Origin of the sequence: Providencia sp. wls1914 (assembly GCF_009706645.1) — a bacterium.
Classification (GTDB): Bacteria; Pseudomonadota; Gammaproteobacteria; order Enterobacterales; family Enterobacteriaceae; genus Providencia; species Providencia zhijiangensis.
This window is the reverse complement of sequence record NZ_WLUN01000015.1, coordinates 211,068-229,821: the sequence shown is the minus strand read 5'-3', so window position 1 is coordinate 229,821 and position 18,754 is coordinate 211,068. Positions and strand designations below refer to the sequence as shown.

Here is an 18,754-nt window from a genome sequence, read left to right as displayed (position 1 = left end):
AGGTAAAATCGTTTTCATTGACGCCAGAATGGTATTCACGCTATTACTTATGTAATTAATTTGTAAAAATGCATTTTTTTCTGGCATAACTAGGCTTTTATCATGCAAAATGTCCTACTCTGACTAATACATCAGCGTGTCGACATGGTTATGGCTTAATTTTAAGTTGATAATAGAATTAGGTGAATTTAAGTTCACTTATTTTGTTGTTAAAAAGCTAGATGTATAGCAATAATTAAAATATAAAAATTTTATTTGAACTTGTAGACATAATCGCTTGTCACACTGGGAAGAACGCAAAGATGGAGTATATAACAACCAGAGGTTGTCTGTTTATTGTGCGCGAATGATGAGTTATTTTCGATGCATATGAATTAAGGGCAATTTTCGAGGTTTTTATCTGCTTCGTTTTGTTATAGAAGCATGTACGATTTTAGTATGTGAAAATAGATGAATTAACCATATTTATGAAGTGATTGATTTACGCCTTGAGGCAGCTTCAAGTGGTTGGTAGAGTAGACGGGTTTTTATTCGTCCCCAGCTTGCAGGATAATCCTTTCGTTATGTTTAAAAAATTTCGTGGCATGTTTTCTAATGACCTGTCAATTGACTTGGGTACGGCCAATACCCTCATTTATGTCAAAGGACAAGGCGTCAAATTAAATGAACCCTCTGTAGTTGCAATTCGTCAGGATCGCGCAGGCTCGCCAAAAAGCGTGGCAGCGGTTGGTGGCGAAGCGAAACAGATGCTGGGGCGTACACCGGGTAACATTTCTGCAATTCGACCAATGAAAGATGGCGTGATTGCTGACTTTTTCTTAACTGAAAAAATGTTACAACACTTTATCAAGCAAGTTCATAGCAACAGCTTCCTGCGTCCAAGCCCTCGTGTTTTAGTCTGTGTACCTGTTGGTGCAACTCAAGTTGAGCGTAAAGCTATCCGTGAATCTGCATTAAGTGCAGGTGCCCGCGAAGTATTCTTAATTGAAGAGCCAATGGCAGCGGCAATCGGTGCTGGTTTACCTGTTTCTGAAGCGACAGGTTCTATGGTTGTCGATATCGGTGGTGGTACCACTGAAGTGGCTGTTATCTCCCTGAACGGGGTGGTTTACTCTTCTTCTGTTCGCATTGGTGGTGACCGTTTTGACGAGTCAATCATCAACTATGTGCGTCGTAATTATGGTTCCTTAATTGGTGAAGCAACGGCTGAGCGTATCAAACACGGTATCGGTTCTGCTTTCCCAACTGATGAAGTTTATGAAATTGAAGTTCGCGGTCGTAACTTGGCGGAAGGTGTGCCACGCGGATTCAAAATGAACTCCAACGAAATTTTAGAAGCATTACAAGAGCCACTGACCGGTATCGTAAGTGCGGTAATGTTAGCGTTAGAACAGTGCCCACCAGAATTAGCGTCTGATATCTCAGAGCGCGGTATGGTATTAACGGGTGGTGGTGCTCTTCTGCGTAATTTAGATCGTTTATTAATGGAAGAGACTGGCATTCCGGTCATCGTTGCTGAAGATCCTTTAACCTGCGTGGCTCGTGGCGGCGGTAAAGCGTTAGAGATGATTGACATGCACGGCGGTGACCTGTTTAGCGAAGACTAAATCACGCCATAAGCAACTGGAGTTTTTAGCTTCAGTTGCTTTGACTATTTTTTTATTCTCCGACCATTAGCGAAACTTAGCCATACATGAAGCCAATTTTTAGGCGAGGTCCTTCCCTACAGTTACGCATTTTTATTGCAGTGATAATTGCATTGGTGCTGGTGGTGATTGACCATCGATTTGAGCCTTTCAATAAAATCCGTAATTATTTAGACACGGCGGTTAGCCCATTCTATTTTTTAGCTAACGGACCACGCCAATTCCTCGATAATATCTCTGACACCCTTTCAACGCGGGATCAACTCCAGTTTGAGAATAAAGCCCTGCGCCAAGAGCTATTATTAAAAAAAGCGGATAACTTGCTGCTTGAGCAACTCAAACAAGAAAATGCCCGTTTACGTGAATTGTTAGGTTCCCCATTACGCCAAGATGAACACATGATGGTGACGCAAGTCATTTCAGGTGCGAATACGCCTTATCGTGACCAAGTCGTGATCGATAAAGGCAGTAATGACGGTGTTTATGAAGGTCAGCCAGTTATCAGTGATAAAGGTGTGGTAGGCCAGGTCGTTGGTACCAGTAATTTTAATAGCCGCGTTTTATTAATTTGCGATACTGCCCATGCATTACCTGTGCAAGTCTTACGTAATGATATCCGTGTTATTGCTGCGGGTTCAGGTTGTGCGGATGATCTGCAATTAGAGCCACTTCCTGGAAATACGGATATTCGTGTTGGTGATGTGTTAGTGACTTCGGGGTTAGGTGGACGATTCCCTGAAGGGTATCCTGTCGCGGTTGTTTCAGCAGTGAAACATGATACTCAACGTGCCTATACCATTATTTCTGCAAGACCAAGCGCTGAGTTACAACGTCTACGTTATTTACTCCTGCTGTGGGGCAATGAAAGTGATCCGAAAACCCCATTACAGCCATCCGATGTTTACCGTGCTGCAAATGAGCGTTTAATGAAAGTGTTGCCGCAGGTGTTACCAACGCCGAGCGAAATTCAAGGGCCACCATTACCGCCGTCCATGCAACCTGCACAGCCTCAACCTCAACCATAAGATAGAGTGAGGGAAACGGTATGATGAAAGGATGGAGAGGAAATCATAATGGATGAGTATCGCGGCAATGGGCGCATCATTATCTGGCTATCTTTTTTTATTGCACTGATTTTGCAGGTAATGCCTTGGCCTGAACAATTGGCATTTTACCGACCATCGTGGTTACTGCTCATTTTAATATACTGGGTAATGGCATTACCGCATCGCGTCAGTGTGGGCACCAGCTTTATCTTAGGAATTATTGTCGATTCTATTCAAGGATCAGCGCTGGGCGTACATGCGCTCTCCTTCAGCATCATTTGTTATCTCGTGGCATACAAGCATCAGCTTTTACGTAACATGGCACTGTGGCAGCAAGCTTTGATTATTGTTGCATTAACGGTGGTGCAAGACCTTGCCGTTTTCTGGGGTGAATTTCTTTCATCACAAGTCTTATTCCACCCGCAAGTATTCTGGAATAGTTTGGTGAATGGTATTCTGTGGCCATGGTTATTTTTACTGTTACGAAAAATTCGCCGTCAATTTTCAGTATGTTAAGATTGTGGCCGTTGATGATAACTGGAATGACAATTTATGAGCTTAATTTATCTTGCATCAGGTTCACCGAGACGACGTGAATTAGTCCAACTGCTAGGTTATTCCTTTGAAATCTTGCGTCCCGAAGTGGAAGAAAAATGGCAAGAAGGGGAATCGCCTCAGGTGTATGTACAGCGCTTGGCTCGAGATAAATCCCGTGCAGGTGTAGCAATTGCCCCTGCGGATCATCCTGTTTTGGGTGCAGACACTATTGTGGTTCTTGACGGTAAAATATTAGAAAAACCGCGAGATGCGGCCGATGCTCAGCAAATCCTCAGTGACCTTTCCGGTAAAACACATCAGGTAATGACCGCCATTGCCGTATCAAACTCCCATGAGACGTTAACCTCATTGATTACGACAGATGTGACATTCCGCGAGTTATCTTTGCTGGAAATACAGGATTATATACAATCTGGCGAGCCAATGGATAAAGCCGGTGCTTACGGTATCCAAGGTCTCGGTGGACGTTTTATTCGATGCATTAATGGCAGCTATCATGCCGTGGTGGGCTTACCATTGGTCGAAACAGAAGAATTAATACAACGATTTTTAGCGTTAGGTGATGGGAAGGGGAATTCATGACTACGGAACTATTAGTAAACGTAACACCATCTGAAACGCGCGTAGCTTATATTGATGGTGGGATCTTACAAGAAATACATGTTGAAAGAGAGGCGAAAAGAGGGCTAGTAGGGAATATCTACAAAGGTCGTGTGAGCCGCGTTTTACCCGGTATGCAGGCGGCCTTTGTTGATATTGGTCTGGACAAAGCAGCCTTTTTACACGCCTCAGACATTATGCCTCACACTGAATGCATTGCAGGTGATGAGCAGAAAAACTTTCATGTCAGAGATATCGCTGAGTTGGTAAAGCAAGGGCAAGATTTAATTGTCCAAGTGGTTAAAGACCCACTAGGCACCAAAGGCGCAAGGCTCACCACAGACATTACACTGCCTTCTCGTTACTTGGTTTTCATGCCGGGGGCTTCCCATGTTGGCGTGTCTCAGCGTATTGATAGTGAAGAAGAAAGAGAGCGTTTAAAAGAGTGCGTCGCACAATATTGCGATGAAAACGGCGGGTTTATCATTCGTACTGCCGCAGAAGGTGTGGCTGAAGATGACGTCAAACAAGATGCCGCATTTTTAAAACGCTTATGGGCGAAAGTGATTGAACGTAAAAAACGTAATGTCACGCGCACTAAAATTTACGGTGAGCTTTCACTGGCATACCGCATTATTCGCGATTTTGCAGGCGCATCCCTCGACCGTATTCGTGTGGATTCTCGTTTAACCTACACGCAGTTGGAAGAGTTTATTGCGGAATATGTGCCGGAAATGACGGCGAAGCTTGAGCTTTACCAAGGCAATCAACCTATTTTTGACTTGTTCGATGTGGAAAATGAAATTCAACGTGCGATGGACAGAAAGGTTGAATTGAAGTCGGGCGGGTATCTGATCATTGACCAAACTGAAGCGATGACCACCATCGATATCAACACGGGCGCATTTGTTGGTCACCGTAATTTAGAAGAAACTATCTTTAATACCAACGTTGAAGCGACTCAAGCCATTGCGCGCCAATTACGATTAAGAAATCTCGGTGGTATTATTATCATCGACTTTATCGATATGTCTGATGTTGAACATCGCCGCCGTGTGTTAGCCTCACTTGAACAAGCTTTAAGTAAAGATAAGGTAAAAACCACCATTAATGGGTTCTCTCAACTAGGATTAGTTGAGATGACACGTAAAAGAACCCGTGAAAGTTTGGAGCATGTGCTGTGTGATACCTGCCCAACTTGCCAAGGTCGTGGTACGGTGAAATCAGTTGAAACTGTGTGCTATGAAATTTTGCGTGAAATCGTGAGAGTTCACCGCACAATCGATGCTGATAGATTCTTAGTTTACGCATCAAAAGCGGTAGTGGATGTGTTGACTGGAGATGAATCTCACGCATTAGCGGAAGTTGAAATCTTTGTAGGGAAACAAGTTAAAGTGCAGATTGAGCCGTTATATAGCCAAGAACGCTTTGATGTTGTCATGATGTAGCATTCTGCTTGAAGGAGAAACTGGTGAAACGACTGCCACGTATCGTACTCGTGACAACCGCTGCTGTATTGTTGCTGTGTGCGTTGGTACTCACCAGTTTGCGTTTTCTATTACCCAATATCGATAATTATCGCAAAGAAATTATCACTTACGTTGAAAGTCACAGTGATATCTCACTAGATATTGGTCAGATTGAAGGAGCTTGGCGCTATTATGGCCCCGAGCTTATCATCTCCGATGTTGCTATCAAAAACCCAATCACCGATATACAAGTCAACAAAGTCACCATCGAATTAGATATTTGGAATTCGCTATTATCTTTGCGTTGGCGTTTTCGTGATTTGACGTTTTATCAACTGAATGTGGATTATAAAGTCCCACTTAGTTTTGATGGGACGGAAGATGAAACGACGAACTATGATGGCGTGGATGACCTGTTTTTAAGGCAGTTTGACCATTTTATTTTAAAAGATAGCCAAGTGACATTTTTGACGCCATCAGACCAAAAGATGACGTTACTGCTGCCAGAACTTTCATGGCTTAACCAAGATGCCCGTCACCGCGCCCAAGGTTTCGTTAGCCTTGAAACGCTAAATAAGCAAAATAGTTATCTGCAAGTGAAGCTGGATGTGTCGGATAAAAATGGCGTACTCAGTGACGGCATGTTCTATTTGCAGGCCGATAACATTGATATGCAGCCTTGGCTCAGCAAGTGGCTACGCGATAATACGGGGTTACGGGACGCCAACTTCAGTTTATCATCGTGGATCACCCTCAAGAATAATCGTATAGATAATGGTCTGATCCAGCTACGCCAAGGTGAAGCGAACTGGGGGGAAGAGCCTCTCACGCAAAATCTTCAAGTGAATGATTTACTGGTGCGAATGAAGCGCCAAGGCAACGGTTGGCTGTTTAATATTCCTGAGCTAGATACTCTGAAAACCAATGAATACATCTGGCCGCAAGGGAGTGTCTCCGTTCTGTATTTGCCTTCATCGGCAAAATATCAAAATAAAGATCACTGGCGCATTCGTGCTAAAAATATTGAGCTAGAACGTTTAAGTGAAGTGTTGCCGACATTCTCGTTTATTACGCCAGAATTAGTGCAAGATTGGCAGCATCGTCAGCCGACGGGATTAGTCTCGGAATTTGCCCTCGATCTAACGCAAGACACTGAAGATCATACGCAAATCAGCATGGATTGGCAGGATGTTAGCTGGAAAAAATGGAAAGAGCTTCCTTCTGTAAACCATTTCTCCGGGGTACTTATTGGCGGAGCTCAACAAGGCGTTCTCTCATTTTCGCTTAAAGATAGTATCGTGGATTATCGCGATGAGTTTAAAGCACCTTTTGAGATTAGTAACGCCAGCGGCAAATTAAACTGGATCAATAACAGCAGCGAATTCAAATTGTGGAGTTCTGGTGTGAATTTGCAAGCTAAGGCCGTCAAAGCCAATGGTGATTTTAGCTACGCAAAAGCGAAACAGCATGATATTGCCGATTTGGCTATTTTAGCGGGGATCAGCACCGATGATGCAGGAGAAGCTTGGCGCTATTTCCCGCAAAAACTCATGGGGCAGGAGCTCGCGGATTATCTGACCAAAGCGATTATTGCCGGACATGTAGAAAATGCGACGTTGGTATATAAAGGTGACCCCGCTCATTACCCTTACTATAAAAATGATGGGCAGTTCCAAGTGTATGTGCCGCTGCGTGATGGTACATTCGAATACGATGACCAATGGCCTGCATTATTGGATTTAAACCTCGATTTAGACTTTAGCCGTGCAAGTTTAGCGATGCATACGGACTCGGTGAAATTAGGGGATGCAACGGCAGAAAATCTCGATGCGGTGATCCATGATTACTTCGATGAAATGTTATATATCGATGCGGGAGTGAGTGGAACGGGCAAACAGATCCAACAATATTTCACCCATACACCACTCAAACATTCCCTTGGCGACACGCTGGATGAGCTACAAATCGATGGTACCGTAACCGGTAAGCTTAATCTCGCTATTCCATTATCGGCTGGAAAAGACGTTGTCGCGAAAGGGCAAGTTAATCTTAATAAAAATGATGTGTTTGTACGCCCAATCGATAGCACATTGCACGGATTGACAGGCAGCTTCAAGTTTACCAATGGGGATTTAGTCAGTGATAACATCACGGGGCAATGGTTAGAACAGCCAGTTTCTTTGGATTTCACGACGTCTACACGGCCGAAAGATTATTTGGTGGATATTAACCTTGGTGGAAATTGGGAGCTGAATAAAGTTCCTATGCTGCCAAGTGATATCAAAGGGAAAGTCTCTGGTGTGAGTGATTGGAAAAGCCAAATTCATATCACGTTACCAGAATCATCCAAGCAAGCGACAGGCTTACAGATTGAGATTACGGCTGGATTAAATAAGCTAAAAAGCCAGTTACCTGCGCTGAATACTGAACTACTGCAACAGCTTGGCAAGATGAATGTTCAAGCGAAAGGCACGACGGAGCAATTAACGGTAGGTGGTGATATTGGTCAACGCCTTGGTTTTAACTCTCAGTGGTCGCTCACCAGCTCGCCATTGAAACTACAGAAAGCGCACATTGCCCCATGGAATAATCAGGTTCCTGCGTTACCAAACAGCTCGACCATCTTGGTGGATTTACCTGCCGTAGAAGATGTCAATTGGGAGAAATTAGCGAGTGGCTTTTTATCGTCTTCAGCCAGTGAGCATGTGGGGCAAATTGGCTACCCAGATACCCTTGAAGTTAAAGCGCCATCCGTTTATTTGGCGGGACAGCGTTGGAAAGATTTGAGCTTCTCTTACGATTTATACCGTGATGAACAACAAATCAACGTAGAAAGCGCAAACCTAAAAGGACAGCTACAGATTTGGAAGCAGCAGCCATGGGCGTTGAATATTGAGTATCTGTATTACAATCCTGAAGGCTCGCTAGTTTCAAGTGAAAAGACCACGTCATCGGAAGTATTCAACTTTAGCCAGTGGCCTAAAGTGAATATCCATTGCGCCGAATGTTGGGTGAGTGGGCAAAAACTTGGCGAAATCACGGCGAAAGTCACGCCGGTGGGACAGCACACCTTAAAATTAACCGCAGGTTCACTGAAAAATAGTGCTAGTGAGTTAAAGCTGGATGCTCTATGGCGCAGTAATGATGGTAATAAGACGGAGATTGCAGGCTCGCTTACCGGCGAGGCGTTCGATGAAACCGCTGCATATTTTGGTGTCTTGGTGCCGATCATCGACTCCCCATATTCGATTGAATTTGATCTGAATTGGGCGCAGGTTCCTTGGGAACCGGATGTCGCCACACTGAATGGGAAAATGTCAGCAAAATTAGGGAAAGGTGCGATTGCCCATATGGGAGGGGGTCGTGCTGGACAGTTACTACGTTTAGTTAGTTTTGATGCATTATTGCGCAAACTTCAGTTAGATTTCCGGGATACGTTCAGTAATGACTTTGACTTTGATTCGATTAAAGGCAATGCGGTCATCAATCAAGGTATTCTAACCTCGAAGGATCTTTATATTGATGGATTAGTCGCGGATATTGCCTTGAATGGCGATATTGACCTGGTTAAGCGTCAAATTAATGCTGAAGCGGTCATTACCCCTGAAATTTCTGCTACAGTAGGTGTAGCCACCGCATTTGTGATTAACCCGTTTGCGGGCGCGGCAGTATTTGCGGCATCGAAAGTCCTTGGTCCGTTGTGGAGTAAAATTTCGGTTATTCGCTATCGCGTAAGCGGTAGTCTGGATGAACCTAAAATTGATGAAGTACTACGTCAGCTTAAGGAGACTCAAGAGTAATGAAAACGGGTAATGTTGCACTTTTGCAGTTATGTAGTGGTAAGAATACAAAACACAACTTGGCACAGATAGAGCAGCAAATTAAACAGTTGCCTGATACCGTGCAGTTAGTTCTTACTCCTGAAAATGCATTGCTATTTGCTGATGCTGCAACCTATCGTAAACAGGCTGAAACAGAAGGTCGTGGCCCATTACAAGACGCTATCCGCGCGATGGCTATCCGTTACAATGTGTGGATCCTGATTGGGTCAATGCCATTGATTAGCCGTGAAGATCCTGAACGTATTACCAGCAGTAGCTTACTGTTTGATGCGAAAGGAAATATCACTGCGCGTTACGATAAAATTCATATGTTTGATGTGAATATCGAAGATGAACAAGGCGAGTATAACGAATCGGTTATTTATCAACGTGGTGAGCACCTCACTGTGGTGGATACACCAGTAGGTCGCTTAGGTTTGACCATTTGTTATGATTTACGTTTCCCTGGTTTATTTCAGGCTTTACGTGAACAAGGCGCAGAGATTATTTCCGTCCCTGCGGCGTTTACTCGTTATACTGGACAAGCTCACTGGGAGCCACTGTTAAGAGCCCGTGCGATAGAAAATCAGTGCTATGTTTTAGCACCAGCGCAAGTTGGGGTGCATGGTACGCGTCGTACATGGGGACACACTCTCGCCGTAGATGGCTGGGGTAAAGTGATGAAAAAGAATGTGGATGCTGTTTCTGCGTTGGTTGTGAATGTCCAGCCAGACAGCTTAAAAGTGATGCGTGAACAGATCCGAGTGGTGAAACATAACCGCTTTAGACCACAATTAACATCATTGATTAAAAAATAAACTAAATAAGAGTAACGAATATGAGTTTAGCTTCTGTCAGCGAACATTTGCTGGCTGCCAACGGTCTTGGTCAAGATAATCTGTATGATATTTTAGGGCTGCTATCTGAGCGCCGTGTTGATTATGGGGATCTGTTTTTTCAGTCTAGCTACCATGAATCATGGGTTTTAGAAGACCGAATTATTAAAGATGGCTCCTACAATATTGACCAAGGTGTTGGGGTTCGAGCGATTACGGGTGAAAAAACAGGTTTTGCCTATGCAGACCAAATTTCACTACTGGCACTTACCCAAAGTGCCACAGCTGCCCGTAGTATCGTCACTGAACAAGGCGCTGGAAAGTCGCAGATTTTAACCAACGTAGACTACAAAAAACTCTATTCTGAAGCGGATCCTTTGCGTAGCTTACCGCGTGAGCAGAAAATTGAATTGCTGCATCGCGTTGACCAAGTGGCGCGCGCTGAAGATCCTCGCGTGATTGAAGTGAATGCCAGCTTAACTGGTGTGTACGAACAAGTGTTAGTTGCTGCAACCGATGGCACATTAGCGGCAGATATTCGCCCTTTGGTACGTTTATCGGTGAGTGTACTGGTGGAACATGATGGCAAACGTGAACGCGGAGCAAGCGGTGGCGGCGGTCGTTATGGTTATGAATATTTCCTCGAAATCCATCAAGGGCAAGTAGTCGCGGAGCAGTATGCCCGTGAAGCGGTACGCATGGCGTTAGTGAATTTATCGGCAGTTGCCGCTCCCGCAGGCATGATGCCTGTAGTATTAGGTGCCGGTTGGCCGGGAGTTCTGCTCCACGAAGCGGTGGGCCATGGTTTAGAAGGTGACTTTAACCGTCGTGGTACCTCCGTTTTCTCAGGAAAAATGGGCGAACAAGTCGCATCTTCCCTGTGTACGGTGGTGGATGATGGAACCATTGCGGGGCGTCGCGGTTCATTAGCCATTGATGATGAAGGGGTTCCGGGCCAATACAATGTGTTGATTGAGAATGGAATTCTACGTAATTACATTCAAGATAAGCATAATGCGCGTTTAATGGGTGTGGCGCCAACTGGGAATGCGCGTCGTGAATCTTACGCTCATTTACCAATGCCTCGCATGACAAATACTTATATGTTAGCGGGTGAGTCAACACCGGAAGAGATTATTGCCAGTGTTGAAAAAGGGTTGTATGCACCGAATTTTGGTGGTGGTCAGGTGGATATCACATCGGGTAAATTTGTGTTTTCAACCTCTGAAGCTTACTTAATTGAAAATGGTAAAATTACCTCACCAGTGAAAGGCGCGACCTTAATTGGTTCTGGTGTTGAAGCTATGCAGCAGATTTCCATGGTAGGTAATGACCTTGCGCTGGATAAAGGCGTGGGCGTTTGTGGTAAAGAAGGGCAAAGCGTGCCAGTGGGTGTGGGGCAACCAACACTGAAACTCGATAAAATGACCGTGGGTGGCACCGCGTAATCACACGTTAAGATAGTCTTTTATTTATTCGCCCTAGTTACGAATGTGACTGGGGCGATTATTTATCTGCACAGTAAAAATAATTGAGGCGTTATGAATAAACGTATTATTTCCTTAGTGTTAATGGCAATTTTGATTGCGATTAGCCTGTACTTTAAAGGTGGTGAGCAGGGCGCACCGGAACCATCTTCTGGTACATCATCAACCACGCAAACTATATCAAGTACACCGCCTTCCCGCGAAGCGATAACTCCGCATGAAACGCCAAAAACTATTGACCAACTGACCGCTCAGAACAATGTGGTCAGTTTTATGGAAAAATATCAAAAGCTTCCGGCATTTTATATGACGAAAAAACAGGCAAGAGAAGCGGGTTGGGATGCTAAAAAAGGGAATTTATGTGAAGTTTTACCCGGTAGAGCCATCGGTGGCGACCGCTTTTCTAACCGTGAAAAAGGTTTACCTATTGCACAGGGGCGTCAGTGGTTTGAAGCTGATATAAATTATCGTTGTGGGCACCGTGGTGCAGACCGTCTACTCTATTCCTCTGACGGGATGATCTTCGTCAGTACAGACCATTATAAAACGTTCCAACAAGTTAAATAATTGGGGGCAGCGATGAGCAAGACCGTCGTTTTTGATTTTCGTGAAATAGATAGCCTTGAGGCATTTTATCAGCAATTTCAGCAAAAATTCTCGCTTCCTAAATGGTTTGGACATAATCTCGATGGGTTATGGGATGTGATTACTGGGGAAATAGAGTTACCCGTGACGCTGATTTTTAGCCATTTAAAGGCTGCCCAGCGTACGCAATTTTCATCGGTGATTGAATTGATGAATGAAGCAGAAGAAGAGCTGGATGAAGCATTTATTTTTCTTATAGATATCACGAATAATGATAATGAAGCTTCTCAAACCCCATGCTAAATTTGCGCAATGACTCTGCGTTTAGCCATATTTTTATGGCAATTAATATTGAGGGCGATTAAGTGGACGGTAAAAAAGTTGTCATTGTTCATGGTTATACAGCATCACCGAATGATAATTGGTTTAACTGGTTAAAAGATGAATTAGAAGCGGTAGGGGCGACGGTTGATGTGCCTGCATTACCGGAATCCAACTCTCCTGATCCGCAAAAATGGCAGCAATGTTTACTTGATGCCAATATTCAGTTTGATGAAAATACTATTTTAGTTGGGCACAGTTTAGGGTGTATTACGGCATTACGTTTTCTGGAAAATAATGCGCCGGAAGGGGCTAAAATTGGTGGCTATGTGCTGGTTTCTGGGTTTGACCGCTCGCTGGATTCGTTGTCTGAGTTGACTGATCATACTCAGTTTTCATTGGATTATAATAAATTGATTGGCATAACAGATAAGCGAGCTTCGATTATCTCTTCCAATGATTGGGTCGTGGATCCTGATGCTTCAATTGAGTTAGCAAAAGCATTAAAAACCTCTGTCACGATGGTAGAAAGTGCGGGACATTTTCTTGATAGAGAAGGCTATACTCGACTTCCTGCGTTACTCAATCTTTTACGATTTTGGTATTAAAATATTCCCCCTTATGTTTGAACTAGCTTGAGTTTTACCGCATAGGGGGATGTGAATATTTTGAATTTACTTACTTTAGATAACTCGGTACAGAGGATTCAAATAGTTGAATCAGCTCAGGATCCATATATAGGTAGTCATCGGGAATATCCAATACATGGATGGGTTTATATTCGAGCAAACGTGAAAAGTCGGCCATCAGCCGATTTTTGTGTTTCTGCTCCATCACAAAAATAACATCCGCCCAGCGAATGAGATCGACATTGATGGGGCGTTTGGCATTACGGCTAGTTCCCGCTGAACGGGTGACCCAGCGCGGGTGATTGCGCCAGATCTGTTCAGCGGTAGGGCTACGCCATTGATTTCGACTGCAGATGAATAAAAGGTTCATTTGTCATTTTGCATATCTTCAAGGCTACGTCGCGCAAGTAGTGCGTTACTCACTTGAGGATAATCAATGCCTAGTTGTGCGGCACGAGCCAATTTTTCACTTCGAAGGTACAAATGCTTCCAGTTTTTTTCTGGAGTAAAACATTGGATTTCTTGTGAATTTAAATTGTCGCGTGATTTATTAATACGATCTTTGGCTCGACGCCAAGCTCTATTTCGGGTGTTATCCATATTTGCCTCATTAATTTATCGTGGTTCAGCAGCCGCGATAATACGGGTCAAAATATGACGTTGAAGATGATAGTGCGATTTGGTATCGCAAGCAACAATGCGGTGGGTTTTTAAGAATACTCCCCTAAACCACTGTGGGTATAGGGGAATCGATGATTAGTTGCTATCAGAAAGCTCTTTCAGATATTGGAAAATCTGGCGGAATGCTTTTGGTGGCTTATTTCCATCACGCTCTTTCTTCGCATTACGGACTAATGCACGCAGTTGCTGGCGATCAGTTTGTGGGAACAGCGCAACGACTTCTTCAATGACTTCATCGCCATCAGCCAATAAACGGTTACGTAAATCTTCCAGCTTGTGCATAATGACAACTTGCTGGTTATGGCGGTTTTTCAGCTTATCGAGGGCGTCAGTGATTGGTTCAACCTCACGGGAACGTAGCAGTTTACCAATAAGCTGCAATTGACGACGACGGCCTTCACGCTTAATTTTTTGCGCTAATTCGATAGCCTCAAGTAATTGAGTGTCTAATGGGATGCGCTCAAGCTCGCTTTTACTTAAATCAACAAGTTCAGCCCCCAGTTTTTTGAGGATCTCGGCATCGCGTTTAATTTCGCTTTTGCTGACCCAAATAATCTCATCGTCCTCATCATCTTGGGGCGCTGGGATATCATCCAGCCAATCTTCAGGCTGTTTGGCCATAGGGATTTTCCTTTTTACTAAACGCCGCCGTGTAATTACGAGTAATTAGCATGATTTACGGCGTTGTGAGTGTTAACATTTATAGATTAACTCTATTGTAACTGGGAAAACCCCCTTATGACTACCTGACAATGACGAGTCTAGGTAGAAAATCACTTTTCCCCTCTTTATTGGACAAAATGCATGAGTGTTACTGAACAAGTTGCCGAACAACGTAAACAATTAGAACAAGCCGTCGCCCACGCATTGGAATTCGCCAAAAGCCGTTGTGATGGCGCTGAAGTTGCAGTCAATAAAAGCACTGGCATTAGCGTGAGCACTCGCCAAGGTGACGTGGAGAATGTGGAATTTAACAGTGATGGGGCGCTCGGGATCACGGTTTACCATAAACAACGCAAAGGTAGTGCATCTTCAACGGATTTAAGCGAAGAAGCCATTGAGCGTACAGTTCAAGCCGCGATTGATATTGCGAATTATACCTCTGAAGACCCATGCGCAGGTCCTGCTGAAAAATCATTACTGGCATTCGATGCACCGGATTTAAACTTGTTCCAAGCTACAGAGCTTTCCCCCGAGGAAGCCATTAAGCTGGCCTCGATTGCGGAAATGACCGCATTAAATGCAGATTCACGCATTGTGAATACGGAAGGCGGTAGCTTCAATGGGCACTATGGTATCCGTGTCTTTGGTAACTCTCTTGGCTTATTAAAGAGTTACAGTTCTAGCCGTTATTCGATGTCGAGCTGCGTAATCGCCGAGCAAAATGGCGAAATGGAGCGCGATTATGCGTATACCATCGCACGCAGCATGCAGGCATTGAAATCCCCTGAGTGGGTAGGGCAAGAGTGTGCTCGTCGTACATTATCTCGCTTATCGCCGCGTAAATTGCCAACCATGAAAGCCCCAGTGATTTTTGCCTCAGAAGTGGCGACGGGGTTATTTGGTCATTTAGTCGGTGCTATCAGCGGCAGCAGCATTTATCGTAAATCATCATTCTTAATGGATAGCCTTGGCAAACAAATTTTACCAAGTTGGTTAACTATCAATGAGCAGCCACATTTAATGGGCGGATTAGCCTCATCCCCATTTGACAGTGAAGGTGTGCGTACCACTGAGCGCAATATTGTGGAAAATGGCGTTCTGCAAACCTGGCTGATGACCAGTTATTCTGCGCGTAAACTGGGTCTGCAAAGCACGGGTCATGCGGGGGGGATCCATAACTGGCGCATTGAGGGACAAGGCTTATCATTTGACGCTTTGTTGAAGCAAATGGGTACTGGCTTAGTGGTCACTGAGCTGATGGGACAGGGTGTGAGTGGAATTACGGGGGATTATTCCCGTGGTGCATCCGGTTTTTGGGTAGAAAATGGCGAAATTCAGTATCCGGTGAGCGAAATTACTATTGCGGGTAATTTAAAGGATATGTGGATGAATATGGTGACTATTGCCGATGATATCGAAACGCGCAGTAATATTCAGTGTGGCTCTGTGTTGATCCCTGAAATGAGTATTGCAGGGCAGTAAGTTATCATTGTTCAATAAGCGCTAAATAGCAAAAAGGCACTCAATGAGTGCCTGAATACCGCCTGAAGACTAACGACAGTTTCTTGATGGAAACTTTTTTCGGCTAGTCTTCTTTCTCTTGTTGAGCATCGCCACTAGCGATGGAACTCGCCAGCCGCTTCAGGTTGATAAACAATCTCTAACACACGAACACGGGTTTCTACGCCGTTTGGCAGTGCCCAGCTAATTTCGTCGTTAACATGCAAACCTAATAACGCTGCACCGATTGGCGCCATTACGGACAGTTGTTCTGCACTATCTTTAAGAGAGGCAGGGTAAACCAATGTGCGTGTGCGCTCTTCGTTACTGATTAAATCTAAGAAACGAACAGTACTGTTCATCGTGACCACATCCGCAGGGATCTCTTGTGGAGAGACGATATCTGCGCGGTCTAATTCGTCGTTTAGTGCTTCAGCAACAGGCGTACCCGCATAAGCGGCTTGCTCCATCAGGGCATCTAAGCGTTCTGCATCTAAATCATTGATAATAATTGTTGGCTTTGTCATACCACACTCCAATAGGGACGTACAAAGCAAACACCCCCCACCCAGAAGGCAGGGGGTGTTTGCTAGAAAATAGATTATGTAAAATATTAGGCGCTATAGGCGTTAAAGGGAAGAGATCGGGATCACGAACTCGGTGCCTATGCGTGTAAAACCGTGTATATCGCTCTGTTCGCTAAGATGTAAGACGCAATGAGTTGGGCTACTCTTCGTCAAATCCACTTTCAAACAGTTTAATGATTGCGGATAACGCCAAATCTTCATCGGGTCCGCTAACCTCGATATCAATTTTACTGCCTTGTTCCGAGTCTAACATCAACATCGCAATAACGCTATCCGCCTCGGCCTCAATTTGACTGTCATTTTTTAAAATGACTCTAGAGTTAAATTGTTTAACTAAATCATAGAGAAGCATTGCTGGTCTGGCATGCATACCAAGACGGTTTTTCAGCGTAATCGTCGCTTTGACGGTCATTGCTTGCGTTTTTCCAACGTTCTGTGGCGTGACTGGACGTTTTTCCCACGGGAGCGGAAATAATCAGCCAGCTGTTCTGCCACATACACCGAACGGTGTTTTCCTCCCGTACAGCCGATGGCGACGGTGAGATAGCTGCGGTTATTGGTTTCTAACATTGGCAACCATAACTCTAAGTAACTGCGAGTCTGGTAAATGAAGTTATGAACCTCTGTGTGTCTGTCCAAGAAGGCCGCAACAGGACGATCTAAACCGGTCATTGGACGCAGTTTAGGATCCCAGTGTGGGTTTGGTAAAAAGCGCACATCGAAAACGTAGTCAGCATCAATAGGGATGCCGTGTTTGAAACCGAAGGACTCAAACACCATCGTCAGTTCACGCTCGCGTTTGCCCATTAAGCGAGTTCTGAGCATTTCCGCTAATTCGTGCACTGACATTTCTGAGGTATCAATGACCAAGTCAGCGCGGGAGCGCAGCGGCTCTAATAGCTCGTTTTCTTCATCGATGGCACTTTCTAAGGACAAGTTTTTACTTGAAAGCGGGTGTAATCGACGGGTATCACTATAACGGCGAATTAATGTGTTGCGATCCGCATCCAGAAATAGCAGTTGTGGTGAGAAGGTTGATGGCAGTTTATCAATCGCTTCTTCGAACACTTCTGGATTGTCGGGCATATTACGCACGTCAATGCTCACGGCCGCAGAAATATTGCGATCGGCAAGTGAATTAGCTAATTCCGGCAGTAAGACTACCGGAAGGTTATCCACACAATAGAAACCCATATCTTCCAGCGCGCGTAGGGCAACGGATTTTCCCGAACCGGAACGGCCGCTGACAATCATCAGCACCATGAGCTAACTCCCTTCTGTCTCTTAAGGATTTATATCTTAATGATCGATTTCTGACTGATCACACATTTCTAATTGATCAAACACGTCTGACTATTTTGCATTTTGCGGTGTTTTACGATGCCGAATGAAAGAAATCATAACAATATCATTAGGCTGGCATCAACACATATTAGTTATTACTTACTCAATGATGATCTGATATAACTCTTCGTCACTTTGCGCACTGCGTAGACGCTTACAGAATGCTTTATCCGCTAATTTTTTAGCGATAAGAGATAAAGTATGTAAGTGAGTTTTACATTGATCCGATGGAACAAGTAATGCAAAAAGCAGATCAACAGGTTGGTTATCAATCGCATCAAACGCAATGGGCTCTTCTAAATGCAAAAACACGCCAGCGGCGCGTGCACTTTCGCCTTCACTAAGTTTGCCATGAGGGATTGCAATTCCACCACCAATACCCGTGGTACCCACTTTTTCTCTGGTTAGTAACGCTTCAAATACCGTATTTTCCGGTAATCCCAACTCGGCGGCCGCTAACTCACTAATAATTTCTAATGCTCTCTTCTTACTGGTGCAAACTAAATTATTACGTGTGCAACTGGCAGATAAAACATCGCTTAATTGGATTTCTATATCACTATTCATTTTATTATTCACTTAGGACTACAAAACCAGATGATGTATGCCACCATCTGGTTCAGAACATTCATCAGCCAAAGACTAATCAGTCAACGACTGGCTAAATGTATTAGTGTTGTCTCAGTTTTTCTTTATGTTTGGTTAATTGGCGTGACAGCTTATCAAGGAGTAAATCAAGTGCCGCGTACATATCGTCGTCTTCCGCTGATGCGTGAAGTTCTGCGCCGTTGAGTTGCAGGGTGGCTTCAGCAATTTGCTGAACTTTTTCCACTTTCAGAACAACTTGGATACTGTTAATACGATCAAACAATTGCTCTAATTTTTTGAGTTTTTTCTCAACCGTTTCGCGCAATGCCGGTGTAACTTCAATATTGTGTCCAGTAATCTGAAATTCCATACAATCTTCCTTATATTATTGGG

Annotated in this window: 18 protein-coding genes and 2 pseudogenes; 12 read left to right on the top strand and 8 right to left on the bottom strand. The window is 44.2% G+C overall.

The window, feature by feature from the left end:
* The first annotated feature begins 563 nt into the window (after nt 1-563).
* From GKR74_RS10135 to GKR74_RS10085, 11 genes and pseudogenes are all read left to right on the top strand, one after another.
* On the top strand, nt 564-1,607 hold the full coding sequence (locus GKR74_RS10135) for a rod shape-determining protein (RefSeq protein WP_006662897.1): 1,044 nt from the start codon (nt 564-566) through the stop codon (nt 1,605-1,607).
* A gap of 86 nt (nt 1,608-1,693) precedes the next feature.
* Complete coding sequence (gene mreC / locus GKR74_RS10130) at nt 1,694-2,671, top strand: rod shape-determining protein MreC (protein WP_154603468.1); 978 nt, start codon at nt 1,694-1,696, stop codon at nt 2,669-2,671.
* A gap of 48 nt (nt 2,672-2,719) precedes the next feature.
* Nucleotides 2,720-3,208 (top strand): rod shape-determining protein MreD, encoded by a 489-nt coding sequence (gene mreD, locus GKR74_RS10125; protein ID WP_154603467.1) that lies wholly within the window; start codon nt 2,720-2,722, stop codon nt 3,206-3,208.
* A 36-nt stretch (nt 3,209-3,244) separates the two neighbouring features.
* A pseudogene (locus GKR74_RS10120) lies at nt 3,245-3,847 on the top strand (Maf family protein).
* Nucleotides 3,829-5,298 (top strand): ribonuclease G, encoded by a 1,470-nt coding sequence (gene rng / locus GKR74_RS10115; RefSeq protein ID WP_154603465.1) that lies wholly within the window; start codon nt 3,829-3,831, stop codon nt 5,296-5,298. The pseudogene GKR74_RS10120 and the gene rng overlap by 19 nt, the downstream one beginning before the upstream one ends.
* A 23-nt stretch (nt 5,299-5,321) precedes the next feature.
* The gene (yhdP, locus tag GKR74_RS10110) at nt 5,322-9,119 is read left to right on the top strand and encodes an AsmA2 domain-containing protein YhdP (RefSeq protein ID WP_336431320.1); all 3,798 of its coding nucleotides are present in this window, start codon (nt 5,322-5,324) and stop codon (nt 9,117-9,119) included.
* Nucleotides 9,119-9,958, top strand: coding sequence for a deaminated glutathione amidase (gene nit1, locus GKR74_RS10105; protein ID WP_154603463.1), 840 nt, complete (start codon nt 9,119-9,121; stop codon nt 9,956-9,958). The genes yhdP and nit1 overlap by 1 nt, the downstream gene beginning before the upstream one ends.
* A 20-nt stretch (nt 9,959-9,978) precedes the next feature.
* The gene (gene tldD / locus GKR74_RS10100; RefSeq protein WP_154603462.1) at nt 9,979-11,424 is read left to right on the top strand and encodes a metalloprotease TldD; all 1,446 of its coding nucleotides are present in this window, start codon (nt 9,979-9,981) and stop codon (nt 11,422-11,424) included.
* Nucleotides 11,425-11,517: 93 nt separating this feature from the next.
* Nucleotides 11,518-12,030 carry a ribonuclease domain-containing protein gene (locus GKR74_RS10095; RefSeq protein WP_154603461.1) on the top strand — a complete coding sequence of 171 codons (513 nt, stop codon included), beginning with the start codon at nt 11,518-11,520 and terminating at the stop codon, nt 12,028-12,030.
* 12 nt (nt 12,031-12,042) lie between these two features.
* A complete protein-coding gene (locus GKR74_RS10090) occupies nt 12,043-12,351 on the top strand; it encodes a barstar family protein (protein WP_154603460.1) in 309 nt (102 codons plus the stop codon).
* Nucleotides 12,352-12,413: 62 nt separating this feature from the next.
* Nucleotides 12,414-12,977 (top strand): RBBP9/YdeN family alpha/beta hydrolase, encoded by a 564-nt coding sequence (locus GKR74_RS10085; protein ID WP_181477569.1) that lies wholly within the window; start codon nt 12,414-12,416, stop codon nt 12,975-12,977.
* Between the two features lie 70 nt (nt 12,978-13,047).
* On the opposite strand, the gene GKR74_RS10080 is transcribed toward GKR74_RS10085, so the two are convergent.
* The 3 genes from GKR74_RS10080 to yjgA form a co-directional block, all read right to left on the bottom strand.
* Nucleotides 13,048-13,368 carry a low molecular weight protein tyrosine phosphatase family protein gene (locus GKR74_RS10080; RefSeq protein WP_154603459.1) on the bottom strand — a complete coding sequence of 107 codons (321 nt, stop codon included), beginning with the start codon at nt 13,366-13,368 and terminating at the stop codon, nt 13,048-13,050.
* The gene (locus GKR74_RS18185) at nt 13,365-13,598 is read right to left on the bottom strand and encodes a hypothetical protein (RefSeq protein WP_154603458.1); all 234 of its coding nucleotides are present in this window, start codon (nt 13,596-13,598) and stop codon (nt 13,365-13,367) included. The genes GKR74_RS10080 and GKR74_RS18185 overlap by 4 nt, the downstream gene beginning before the upstream one ends.
* 156 nt (nt 13,599-13,754) lie before the next feature.
* Nucleotides 13,755-14,300: a ribosome biogenesis factor YjgA gene (gene yjgA / locus GKR74_RS10070; RefSeq protein WP_154603457.1), complete on the bottom strand. Its 546-nt coding sequence runs from the start codon at nt 14,298-14,300 to the stop codon at nt 13,755-13,757.
* 183 nt (nt 14,301-14,483) lie between these two features.
* Between yjgA and pmbA the strand changes: the two genes are divergently transcribed.
* Nucleotides 14,484-15,824 carry a metalloprotease PmbA gene (gene pmbA, locus GKR74_RS10065; protein WP_154603456.1) on the top strand — a complete coding sequence of 447 codons (1,341 nt, stop codon included), beginning with the start codon at nt 14,484-14,486 and terminating at the stop codon, nt 15,822-15,824.
* Nucleotides 15,825-15,958: 134 nt separating this feature from the next.
* Here the strand turns inward: pmbA and rnk are convergent, their stop codons facing one another.
* The 5 genes and pseudogenes from rnk to hpf form a co-directional block, all read right to left on the bottom strand.
* Complete coding sequence (gene rnk, locus GKR74_RS10060; RefSeq protein ID WP_006659086.1) at nt 15,959-16,369, bottom strand: nucleoside diphosphate kinase regulator; 411 nt, start codon at nt 16,367-16,369, stop codon at nt 15,959-15,961.
* Nucleotides 16,370-16,568: 199 nt separating this feature from the next.
* Nucleotides 16,569-16,841: a PTS phosphocarrier protein NPr gene (npr, locus tag GKR74_RS10055; RefSeq protein ID WP_036956105.1), complete on the bottom strand. Its 273-nt coding sequence runs from the start codon at nt 16,839-16,841 to the stop codon at nt 16,569-16,571.
* A 2-nt stretch (nt 16,842-16,843) separates the two neighbouring features.
* A pseudogene (gene rapZ, locus GKR74_RS10050) lies at nt 16,844-17,692 on the bottom strand (RNase adapter RapZ); the annotation flags it as partial.
* A 180-nt stretch (nt 17,693-17,872) separates the two neighbouring features.
* Nucleotides 17,873-18,340, bottom strand: a complete 468-nt coding sequence (gene ptsN, locus GKR74_RS10045) for a PTS IIA-like nitrogen regulatory protein PtsN (protein WP_154603455.1) — start codon at nt 18,338-18,340, stop codon at nt 17,873-17,875.
* A 103-nt stretch (nt 18,341-18,443) separates the two neighbouring features.
* Nucleotides 18,444-18,731, bottom strand: a complete 288-nt coding sequence (hpf, locus tag GKR74_RS10040; RefSeq protein WP_006659090.1) for a ribosome hibernation promoting factor — start codon at nt 18,729-18,731, stop codon at nt 18,444-18,446.
* Nucleotides 18,732-18,754 lie beyond the last annotated feature (23 nt).

Excerpts from the sequence above, each read along its gene's own strand:
- GKR74_RS10135 (WP_006662897.1), top strand. The coding sequence starts at position 564 with ATGTTTAAAAAATTTCGTGGCATGTTTTCTAATGACCTGTCAATTGAC.
- GKR74_RS10080 (WP_154603459.1), bottom strand. The coding sequence starts at position 13,368 with ATGAACCTTTTATTCATCTGCAGTCGAAATCAATGGCGTAGCCCTACC.
- hpf (WP_006659090.1), bottom strand. The coding sequence starts at position 18,731 with ATGGAATTTCAGATTACTGGACACAATATTGAAGTTACACCGGCATTG.
- rnk (WP_006659086.1), bottom strand. The coding sequence starts at position 16,369 with ATGACAAAGCCAACAATTATTATCAATGATTTAGATGCAGAACGCTTA.
- tldD (WP_154603462.1), top strand. The coding sequence starts at position 9,979 with ATGAGTTTAGCTTCTGTCAGCGAACATTTGCTGGCTGCCAACGGTCTT.
- rng (WP_154603465.1), top strand. The coding sequence starts at position 3,829 with ATGACTACGGAACTATTAGTAAACGTAACACCATCTGAAACGCGCGTA.
- GKR74_RS18185 (WP_154603458.1), bottom strand. The coding sequence starts at position 13,598 with ATGGATAACACCCGAAATAGAGCTTGGCGTCGAGCCAAAGATCGTATT.
- yjgA (WP_154603457.1), bottom strand. The coding sequence starts at position 14,300 with ATGGCCAAACAGCCTGAAGATTGGCTGGATGATATCCCAGCGCCCCAA.
- mreC (WP_154603468.1), top strand. The coding sequence starts at position 1,694 with ATGAAGCCAATTTTTAGGCGAGGTCCTTCCCTACAGTTACGCATTTTT.
- ptsN (WP_154603455.1), bottom strand. The coding sequence starts at position 18,340 with ATGAATAGTGATATAGAAATCCAATTAAGCGATGTTTTATCTGCCAGT.
- npr (WP_036956105.1), bottom strand. The coding sequence starts at position 16,841 with ATGACCGTCAAAGCGACGATTACGCTGAAAAACCGTCTTGGTATGCAT.
- pmbA (WP_154603456.1), top strand. The coding sequence starts at position 14,484 with ATGAGTGTTACTGAACAAGTTGCCGAACAACGTAAACAATTAGAACAA.
- mreD (WP_154603467.1), top strand. The coding sequence starts at position 2,720 with ATGGATGAGTATCGCGGCAATGGGCGCATCATTATCTGGCTATCTTTT.
- GKR74_RS10095 (WP_154603461.1), top strand. The coding sequence starts at position 11,518 with ATGAATAAACGTATTATTTCCTTAGTGTTAATGGCAATTTTGATTGCG.
- nit1 (WP_154603463.1), top strand. The coding sequence starts at position 9,119 with ATGAAAACGGGTAATGTTGCACTTTTGCAGTTATGTAGTGGTAAGAAT.
- GKR74_RS10090 (WP_154603460.1), top strand. The coding sequence starts at position 12,043 with ATGAGCAAGACCGTCGTTTTTGATTTTCGTGAAATAGATAGCCTTGAG.